The sequence below is a fragment of the Aquibacillus koreensis genome, assembly GCF_025154055.1.
Taxonomy (GTDB): Bacteria; Bacillota; Bacilli; order Bacillales; family Amphibacillaceae; genus Aquibacillus_C; species Aquibacillus_C koreensis.
Map to the genome: position 1 here is coordinate 24,633 of NZ_JAOALK010000050.1, position 9,869 is coordinate 34,501.

Here is a 9,869-nt window from a genome sequence, read left to right on the forward strand (position 1 = left end):
TGGGTTAAGGCTTTTTCGTGATTGCTCCTAGGAAAGCGAGTGTTTTTCCGCAGCGGCGTTCTAGCAATCATCCCATAAATACCGAAAGGAAGTTAGTACACAATTTATATAAAACCGACTATCTAAATTTAATCTAAACTCCCTGTTGGACCAAAAAATTCAAAATGAATATCTTCTTGGTCAACGCCCCATGTTGTTAATGCTTTGTTGATTGCTTTCATAAAGCCTTCAGGTCCACAGAAGTAGAATGATGCATCATTAGTAGGAAGAATTGTCTTAAGCCAATCTAAATCAACAAAACCTTCTTTATCAAAAGTCTTTTCTGCACGATCTTCTTCACTAGGTTGCTCATATACAACGAATGAGCGAACTTGTTTATGATGATCTACTACATCTTTAATAGAAGATTTTAGCCCATGAACGCCACCATGTTGAGCAGCGTGAATGAAGTACACGTCACGATTAGGTTGTTCTGTTACAACAGTTTCTAGCATGCTTGTTAGTGGGGTTATACCAACCCCGCCACTGATTAAAATGAGGGTTTTTTTTTCACTATTTAATGTAAAGTCCCCAGCAGGAGCACTTACAGGCAATGTTTCTCCTATACTTAAATCTTTATGTAAAAAGTTAGATACTATCCCGCTTGGATTATCATTGATTTCATCTTCACGTTTTACACTAATACGGAAAAATTCAGGATTTGGCTTACAAGATAAAGAATACTGTCGTAAGCAATTATATGGTGCATTTTCTCTATCCATTTTCACCGTAATATATTGTCCTGGTAAATAGGAAGGAAGTTTCCCACCGTCTATAGGCTTTAAATAGAATGAAGTGATCACATCACTTTCAACTACTTTATCTACGATTTTAAAATTACGATAGCCGGTCCAACCGCCATCTTTATTTTCAGTTTCTTGGTACATCTCTTTTTCTACTTGAATAAAGATATCAGCAATAACTTGATACGCTTTTCCCCAAGCATCTAAGATCTCATCCGTTGCAGCGTCACCTAAAACATCTTTCATTGCTAATAATAAATGCTTCCCAACAATTGGATAATGTTCAGGTAATATATTTAAGCTTCTATGTTTATGTGCAATTTGTTTTACGACTGGTAAGATCGCTTCTAAGTTATCAATATAAGAAGCAGCTGCGTAAACGGTGTTTGCTAGTGCTTGCGGTTGTTTCCCTTTGCGTTGGTTTGTTTGGTTAAAGATATTCTTAAGTTCAGGATGATTCTCAAACATCATTTGATAAAAACGAGAAGTAATAGTTTCCCCATGCTGTGCAAGGACTGGAACAGTTGCTTTTACGGTATCTATTGTTTTTTGATCTAAAAGTGGTGCAGTAGTTGAATTACTCAATAAGAACACTCCTATTTTTAAACATGTATTTACTTTACATGTTTAATTGTATAAAAAGTTAAGAAAGTAATTCAACCGGATAATGGAAAAATGTATGACAATCTTGTTAACGTAATACAAGACTTATCACATAATTTTTTGTACTATGGAGTTATATAGAAGAGGGGGAGTTGAGAGTGAGATTAAAAAAATATACCGATTATGCTTTACGGGTTCTTATTTTTACTGCAGCGAAAAAAGACGGAGAAATGGCTAGCATTAAAGAAATAGCTGACACATTTTTTATCTCTTCAGAGCATGTCCGTAAAGTTGTACATCAATTAAGTAAGTTAGAATTAATTAAAACGGTGAGAGGAAGAAATGGTGGCATTATTCTTTCAAAAGAACCTAGCGACATTAATATTGGTCAAGTAGTTAGATGGATGGAAAATGATTTTACCATGCTTGAATGCTTTGATGGGGATACAAATCAGTGTGTGATTACACCGTCATGTAAACTGAAGCATGTTATTGGTAGAGCACTTCGATCGTTTTTTGAAGTTTTAGATGAATATACTTTAGAGGATGTATTAGAAAATAAAGAGGAATTACAATTATTGATGAATATATAAATAATTTGGAGAGTAAATAACATGATTGTATTAAATAATAATGATTGTCATTGGAGTGTATGAAATAACATGATCATGCCGCTCTCTCTTTTTGCCTTTGCTAAACATTTGATGCTAGTGTATTTCCTGACTCTGAAAGAAAAGAAGACCTTCATGGATTTTCCACCTAGAAACAAAGATTAGAGCGTATGAACAAGGAATACAGCAAGTGGAGTAAAAAACGAAGTATGGAGCACTTCTCTGCAGTATGCATGAAAACTCTTTCTCTCGTAAGGTCCCTTTAGCGAGAATTATTCATGATTTTATAGAGCTTCAAAAGAAATATCGTAATCATTAGAAAAAGAACCTCCATTTTAATTATTTAGATGAACAACAAGATTATAATCTATTGCAATTTTGCGATGATCTCTAGGCAAGGGATTCGACAATCCCTTCCCCATATCTCTGATAAAATACAAGCTTATTGGAAAGATGAGCAAACGGTGAAAGTAGATCCTTTTCCTAGTTCCTGCGAAGTAAGTATCCCATATATAAGTATAGAAAACAGCAAGTTCATAAGGACATACATTTTGATCATGTACGTAAAGGTAGCATTGTTTCCTAACTGTTATTGAAGATAATCAGGATGATCCGTTTTATGTTCGTTATATCTGATCTCGTCAAATAGTTGCTCTGTGTTTTTTTGTTGGTCATTATTTGGATAGAGCGGTAGATAAGATGGATTTAACATACTCGGGTTAATCATCTTTTTAAACTCACCTATTGTTAGTGGTTTAGCATCATCTTTTAACTCATAGCCTAACTGTCCATTAGGTTCGAAAGTGGCGGTTTTAACATCGGACAATCTAGTGATACCATTTTTTCGAATAAACATTTCAAGTTGATCGACGGTTAAACGACTTTTTCTTAATTGATCATATTGAACATTGCCGTCTTGAATAACAATTTTGGACTTTCCGGTCACTAGCTTCTCAATAAAATTAAACTTAACTTGCAACCACTCTATGATAAGTAAAGAAAAAATAAATATACTTGCAGCCATAATAGTTCTCGGTACGCTTGTTTCAACTATTGGTTGGATAATAATGGATCCAATAGAAATCATAATGACTGTTTGCGCTAAAGTCATTTGTGAAATGGATTTTCTACCTGCGATCCGAAGCAAAAAAATACCGGCAAAAACTAAAAAGAAGCTATTAATAATAAATTGTAAATCAATAGCCATGTAAAATACCTCCCTTATAAGCTATATATAGTTTGAACGAAACCTTCAAAAATACTCTTCTTATTGCATTTGATTTAGATGTAAGGATTCCCTCACTTGATGTGAAACTGATAATAAACTTTGTTCATTAGGAATAGAATATTGTTTTCCCCTTCTAATTTGTTTTTATATCCTTGTTATTAAAAAAGGCATAAAAGATGACCACTGTCCTATCTTCATAGTGGTGTTAATTTCATATTCTGTAACTTGTCCGTAATTCATACATTGAAAAAATTTCAATTACAAAATAAGCCGAAGATATCTGCTATCTTCGGCTTTTGCATTACTATCCTCTTTTTCGTATCTCAAAGTTATCCTCAAGGAGTAACCAGTTCTGCGGAAACGCCAATCCTAATTTCCAATAACTAATACCTCTTAAATTTAATTCTTTTATCAGATCAAACTTTGCTTGAATTGACCTTGCATCCTCAAACCATACTTCATGTCTCTTTCCTTCCGCATCAGTATAGAAGAAAAATGGCGCTTGCGCTTCTTGATCATATTGGATTGCTACATTTTGATCTCTAGCAAGGATAATAGCTTGCTGTGGACTTAATGCTTTTGCATACTCACCGCCAGCAACATATGGTAATGTCCAATCATATCCATACAAATTTTGACCTAACATAATCTTATTTGCAGGCATTTCTGTTAATGCATATTCAACTACTTCTCGAACAGGGCCGATTGGAGAAACGGCCATCGCTGGACCTCCACTATATCCCCATTCGTACGTCATTAACACGACGAAGTCAGCAATTTCTCCGTGGGCAGCGTAATCATGTGCCTCATACCATTCGCCTTCTTGCTCTGCGCTCGTTTTTGGCGCTAGAGCAGTAGACATAAGTAATCCAGCAGCTGAGAGTCTTTCCTTTGCTTTTCTTAAGAAGTTGTTATAATCCTCTCGATTTGCAGGTGGTAAATATTCAAAATCAAAATGGACATCACGGAAACCTACTTGTTGTGCAGTGTTTATTATATTATCCAATAATGTGTTTTGAACAGCATCCACAGTTACAAGGATTTGCCCCAATTCTGCACTAAAGGCCCCTTCTTCTAAATTACTTACTACTAACATTAAAGTGGCTTGATTATTTTCAGCAATAGCAGCGAAATTATCTAGTGGAGGTGCGACTAGCTCTCCAGTTCGTGTAGCACGGTAATTAAATGGTGCAAGGTACGTGAGAAAAGGCGCATTTTTCTGAGCTGAATTTACTAGTGTTTCTGATACTGTATCTCCTATTGGTTCAACATAAGCATTGGTTTCAATGACAGGTTCCTCTGTTTCGGGGATATATAACCGGAAACCTACAGGTAAGTTCGCTCCAGGTGAAATGTTATTAATGTTTGCTAACTGTTGAACAGAAAGTCCAAATCTTTGAGCTATTGTATATAAACTATCTCCAGGCTGCACGAAGTAAAATTGACCTACGATTGGAATGACTAAAGATTGACCTACTACTAATTGGTTAGGATTATCAAGTTCATTTGCAGTGTTAATAGCACTATAGGTTGTGCCATAGGTATTTGCAATAGAATATAATGATTCTCCTGCTTGCACGACGTGAATTTGCATCGTGATTCCTCCCCTCAAATTCATATATCCTTTATTAGCCTATGAATCGGTGTTAGTAGTGGTGAATGAAAAGTGGAAAAAGTGGTCACTGGAGCGGATGTAATTTTTTTGATATGATCATATAAAGTAATGGAAAAAAGAAGTGATATAAAAATGAATGATGAGCAGTATATGGAAATAGCAATCGATCAAGCTAAAAAAGCAGAACAAATAGGTGAAGTACCAATTGGAGCGATTATTGTTTATAAACATAAGGTAATAGCGACTGCGTTTAATTTGAGAGAATCGTTACAAACTACGGCATCTCATGCAGAATTAATCGCTATTGATAAGGCGAATGAAGTGATCGGAAGCTGGCGTCTAGAAGGGTGCACACTTTATGTGACATTAGAACCTTGTCCCATGTGTGCAGGGGCTATCTTACAATCCAGAATCCCGCGGGTTGTGTTTGGCGCTTATGATCCGAAGGCCGGTTGTGTCGGTTCCATGATGAATTTGCTTGAAGATGATCGCTTTAATCACAGAGCCGAAGTCCAAGGTGGGATATTAGAGGATGCGTGTGGAGATATGTTAACTAATTTTTTCAGGGATTTAAGAGAAAAACGGAAAAAGAAGTAGTTTTCTCATAGCTTGAAAATATTAACAGTGGATAAGCATTGCATTTTCACTTAAAAGTCGCTATACTTGTAATTGCGCTTCAGTTGCGCAACCAATAAACTAGTTAGCAAACTTGCCGTGCTAGGTGGGGAGGTAGCGGTGCCCTGTAACTCGCAATCCGCTATAGCGAGGCTGAATTCCCAACTGAGGTGGAGTAGTTTTAAGGTCTGCCTTAAGGGATTGGTGTTGACACTCGGGTCCTGCGCAACGGGAACCCGTGAACCCTGTCAGGTCCGGAAGGAAGCAGCAGTAAGCGGTGCTTCTCGTGTGCCGCGGGGAAGCCTGGGTCGAGCCATGAACTTAAGTAACGCTTAGGACTATTTCAACGAAGTTGGGTGCACGGCGTTAAATATAATAAATAACTACCTCTTGTCTATAATAGGCAAGAGGTATTTTATTTGTGTGCTCTTTCCGTTCAAGCGTTGTGCTTGATAAAATCCCTCGAAACAAAAGGAACGGACATTTGTTCCGCTATTTTGCCTTTACTCTATTGATTTAGCCATTTCGCGGACATATTCCTTTAATACATAGATTAAGCATGACAATTTTTTAAAATTGGTGATATAGCGGAACAAAATGTCCGCAAGTATCACTAAACTTACAATTTTAGTGAAAATAAAGGAATATATGTCCTTATAAACAACTGTTCGGGGATCTTGATACGAGAAACTAATAAGTAACTAGTGTTCTTTACTTTAAGAATTCAGCCTTTATTTTTTAATGTGATGAATCATTAAGGCTTTTATGTTTCTGAAAAGGATTACGCCTTTTCTAGTTCAATCTATTCGTTAATTCAGTTATAATAGTAAAGAAGTCGAGAGAGAAGGTCGTGAATGTATGAGCTATCAAGCACTATATCGTGTATGGCGCCCTAGAAGTTTTACGGATGTTGTAGGTCAAACACATATTACACGTACATTACAAAATGCAATCATGCAGGAAAAATTCTCGCATGCTTATTTATTTTCTGGTCCTCGAGGGACAGGGAAAACGAGTGCAGCGAAAATTTTTGCTAAAACCATTAACTGTGAACGTTCGCCGGTGTTAGAGCCATGTAATGAATGTGCTGCGTGCAAGGGAATTCAAGACGGTTCTATTTCTGATGTTATAGAAATTGATGCTGCATCCAATAATGGTGTGGAGCAAATCAGGGATATTCGTGATAAAGTCAAGTATGCACCTAGTGTAGTTCCGTATAAAGTTTATATCATTGATGAGGTACATATGTTATCCATCGGTGCTTTTAATGCATTATTAAAAACGCTAGAAGAGCCACCGAAACATGTTATTTTTATTCTTGCAACAACGGAACCTCATAAAATCCCATTAACGATCATTTCACGTTGCCAACGATTTGACTTTAAACGAATTTCGCAAAAAGCGATGGTTGAGCGCATGCAGAAAATAGCGGAGGCTGAACAAATTTCAGCAACGAACGATGCGTTAGAAGCAGTTGCTTTAGCAGCCGAGGGAGGCATGAGGGATGCCTTGAGCTTATTAGATCAAGCTGTCTCTTATAGTGAAGATCAAGTAGAGTTAAATGATGTATTAGCTGTAACAGGGTCCGTGTCACAAACGAAATTAATTGCTGTGATCGATGCAATGTACACAAAGGATATTCAAAAAGCGTTAATGCAAGTAGATGAACTTATTCAATCAGGAAAAGATCCAGGTAGATTTGTATTTGATTTAATTTATTACTTGCGTGATTTATTATTGTATCAAAGTGCACCACAGTTAGAGGGTATATTGGAACGAGCTATTGTAAATGATGCTTTTAAACAGATGGCAGATCAGATAGATGCCGGATGGATACAAGAAGCAATTACTGAATTAAATCAGTGTCAGCAAGAAATTAAGTGGACAAATAGCCCGAAAGTGTTTATAGAAATAACAATTCTAAAAATCACCGATCAAAAACCACAAGCAAAACCAATAGAAAACGGTGTATTAGAGACTTTGAAACGCAAAATGGAACAATTAGAGTCAGAGCTAAACGCTGTAAAACAAGGCTCCGTTGGCGTACAGGATTCGGGAACAAATCAAGCAAGTACAACGAAACGTGCACCTGTACGAAGTAAAAATAGTTATAAAATTCCATTTGAACGAATAAGACAAGTATTAAACGATGCCTCAAAGCATGATATTAAACAAGTCCAATCAAACTGGGCTAATTTTATGGATGCATTAAAACAACAAAGTGCACCAGCACATGCAACAGTCCAATATAGTAAGCCTAGGGCTGCTTCTGATAAAGCGATAATCCTTGCTTTTCGATATGAGATTCATTGTTCACTTGCTTTAGACCATAAACAAACGATAGAATTACTATTAGCTGAAATAATAGGAAAGCATCTAGATATTATTCCTATTCCCGAAGCGAACTGGCAAGAAATGCGTGAAGAGTATGTTAATAAACAACAAGAACAAGAAAACGCAAATCAAGAAGAAACACCACAGGTTGATCCTTTAGTAGAAGAAGCGAGAAAGCTTGTTGGTGATGATTTATTAGAAATAAAAGACTAATGTAATTATTTGAAGGAGGGATTCCCCATGCGTGGTGGAGGAAATATGAATAAAATGATGAAACAAATGCAAAAAATGCAAAAGGATATGATGAAGGCTCAAGAAGAACTAACAGAAATGAGCTTTGAAGCAACTGCTGGTGGCGGGATGGTTAAAGTCACTGCAAATGGTAAAAAAGAAATAACAGATGTTGAAATAAAAGAAGAGGTAGTAGACCCAGATGATGTGGAAATGCTACAAGATTTGATTTTAGCTGCAACAAATGAAGTATTAAAACAAGTAGAAGATAAAACAAATGATACTATGGGACAATTTACGAAAGGTTTAAATTTGCCTGGAGGAATGTTCTAGGAGGCATGACTCGTGTACTATCCAGAACCGATTTCAAAGCTGATTGATAGCTTTACAAAACTGCCAGGAATCGGGCCGAAAACGGCTGTTCGACTGGCTTTTTTTGTTTTAAATATGAAGGAAGATGATGTCTTAGACTTCGCGAAGTCATTGGTCAATGCAAAGCGAGAGTTAACACATTGTACAAATTGTGGTCATATTACAGATCAAGATCCGTGTGCAATATGCCAGGATGAAACGAGAGATAGTTCGCTTATCTGTGTCGTTCAGGATCCGAAAGATGTGATAGCAATGGAAAAAATGAAAGAGTTTAATGGTAGGTACCATGTCCTTCATGGCGCTATTTCACCAATGGATGGTATAGGGCCAGAAGATATTAATGTACCTAGTTTACTAAATCGATTAAAAGATGAAGAAGTAGAAGAGTTAATACTTGCAACGAATCCAAACATAGAAGGGGAAGCTACGGCGATGTACATTTCGCGGTTAGTAAAACCTTCTGGTATAAAAATCACAAGGATTGCTCATGGTTTACCTATGGGAGGAGACTTGGAATATGCAGATGAGGTTACTTTATCTAAAGCATTAGAAGGTAGAAGAGAACTGTAACATAATCTGCATATGAACGAAGAACTGTAAGAAGAGTGGGTGAATCATGTGTTATCTAGTAAAAAAATTAAAAGAGAAGAAGTAGATGAACAACTTTTAGATACTATATTCACATTGAAGAGCGAATGGATGAATTTAAAGTCTATCATTGAACGAAGTTTTGAGCCCAGTGAAATTGGTCTTTACGATCTATCTGTTGCGGAAGCAAAATACTTCTTTCTATTAAGAGAAGCGCGTCATCGTAAAATAAGTGCATTAAGATAGAAGAAAATGTTCTTTTTTTCTTTTAGCCTTCATAGTTTTTATAAAGGCTTGTAAAGGGAGGAAAAGAAAAAGTGGATTCAACAGTAATCATAACTAGTATGGTCGTATTGATTGCTTTACTTCTTATTGTTGGGGCGCCAATAAAACCAATGCGGTTTTTAGCGCAGGGAACAGTCAAACTAGTAATTGGGGTTTTGTTTCTATTCTTTTTTAATGTGTTTGGCGCAACGATTGGACTACACTTACCTATTAATATATATACAGCAGTAATCGCGGGATTATTAGGATTGCCTGGTATAGCATCTTTAACTGCATTACACATATTTGTATTTTAATAGCTATCATTGGATAGCTATTTTTCTTTGTCTATTAAAGGTTCGACTATAGAATATAAAAAAATACAAAAAAACTATTGCATTATAAATTGAATGTGTGTTATATTATTAGACGTCGCCGATAACAACAAGTTAAATCGCTTTGAAAAAAAGATGTTGACATTGTTGATGTGGGTTGATATAATATAAAAGTTGTCGCTAATACAGTGACCTGTTGATCTTTGAAAACTGAACAAAACAATCATTTATGTCAAGCAAGAAAAAAGCTAGTTTTTTGAATGAGTTAACACTCAAACACTTTATGGAGAG

The 9,869-nt window shown here is 36.2% G+C and carries 10 protein-coding genes and 1 other RNA gene; 8 read left to right on the top strand and 3 right to left on the bottom strand.

Translation table 11 applies throughout. From position 1 onward, the window contains the following. Window positions 1-128: 128 nt before the first annotated feature. Window positions 129-1,367, bottom strand: coding sequence for an NO-inducible flavohemoprotein (hmpA, locus tag NYQ66_RS14625; protein WP_259870468.1), 1,239 nt, complete (start codon window positions 1,365-1,367; stop codon window positions 129-131). Window positions 1,368-1,543: 176 nt separating this feature from the next. On the opposite strand from hmpA, the gene NYQ66_RS14630 reads away from it, so the two are divergent. Next, a complete protein-coding gene (locus NYQ66_RS14630) occupies window positions 1,544-1,978 on the top strand; it encodes an RrF2 family transcriptional regulator (protein ID WP_259870470.1) in 435 nt (144 codons plus the stop codon). A gap of 607 nt (window positions 1,979-2,585) precedes the next feature. On the opposite strand, the gene NYQ66_RS14635 is transcribed toward NYQ66_RS14630, so the two are convergent. Next, window positions 2,586-3,203: a DUF421 domain-containing protein gene (locus NYQ66_RS14635; protein ID WP_259870471.1), complete on the bottom strand. Its 618-nt coding sequence runs from the start codon at window positions 3,201-3,203 to the stop codon at window positions 2,586-2,588. A gap of 325 nt (window positions 3,204-3,528) precedes the next feature. Next, window positions 3,529-4,818 (bottom strand): glycoside hydrolase family 18 protein, encoded by a 1,290-nt coding sequence (locus NYQ66_RS14640; protein WP_259870473.1) that lies wholly within the window; start codon window positions 4,816-4,818, stop codon window positions 3,529-3,531. Window positions 4,819-4,971: 153 nt separating this feature from the next. Between NYQ66_RS14640 and tadA the strand changes: the two genes are divergently transcribed. From tadA to NYQ66_RS14675, 7 genes are all read left to right on the top strand, one after another. Continuing rightward, entirely contained in the window at window positions 4,972-5,436 is a 465-nt protein-coding gene (gene tadA / locus NYQ66_RS14645) for a tRNA adenosine(34) deaminase TadA (RefSeq protein WP_259870474.1), read from the top strand. A gap of 115 nt (window positions 5,437-5,551) precedes the next feature. Continuing rightward, an RNA gene (ffs, locus tag NYQ66_RS14650) (signal recognition particle sRNA large type) lies at window positions 5,552-5,818 on the top strand. A 494-nt stretch (window positions 5,819-6,312) separates the two neighbouring features. Further along, a complete protein-coding gene (dnaX, locus tag NYQ66_RS14655) occupies window positions 6,313-8,001 on the top strand; it encodes a DNA polymerase III subunit gamma/tau (RefSeq protein WP_259870475.1) in 1,689 nt (562 codons plus the stop codon). A 27-nt stretch (window positions 8,002-8,028) separates the two neighbouring features. Next, window positions 8,029-8,352 (top strand): YbaB/EbfC family nucleoid-associated protein, encoded by a 324-nt coding sequence (locus tag NYQ66_RS14660; RefSeq protein ID WP_259870476.1) that lies wholly within the window; start codon window positions 8,029-8,031, stop codon window positions 8,350-8,352. 12 nt (window positions 8,353-8,364) lie between these two features. After that, on the top strand, window positions 8,365-8,961 hold the full coding sequence (gene recR, locus NYQ66_RS14665) for a recombination mediator RecR (RefSeq protein WP_259870477.1): 597 nt from the start codon (window positions 8,365-8,367) through the stop codon (window positions 8,959-8,961). Window positions 8,962-9,009: 48 nt separating this feature from the next. Continuing rightward, complete coding sequence (locus NYQ66_RS14670; RefSeq protein ID WP_259870478.1) at window positions 9,010-9,225, top strand: YaaL family protein; 216 nt, start codon at window positions 9,010-9,012, stop codon at window positions 9,223-9,225. A gap of 71 nt (window positions 9,226-9,296) precedes the next feature. Continuing rightward, a complete protein-coding gene (locus tag NYQ66_RS14675; protein WP_259870479.1) occupies window positions 9,297-9,560 on the top strand; it encodes a pro-sigmaK processing inhibitor BofA family protein in 264 nt (87 codons plus the stop codon). The last annotated feature ends 309 nt before the right edge of the window (window positions 9,561-9,869 follow it).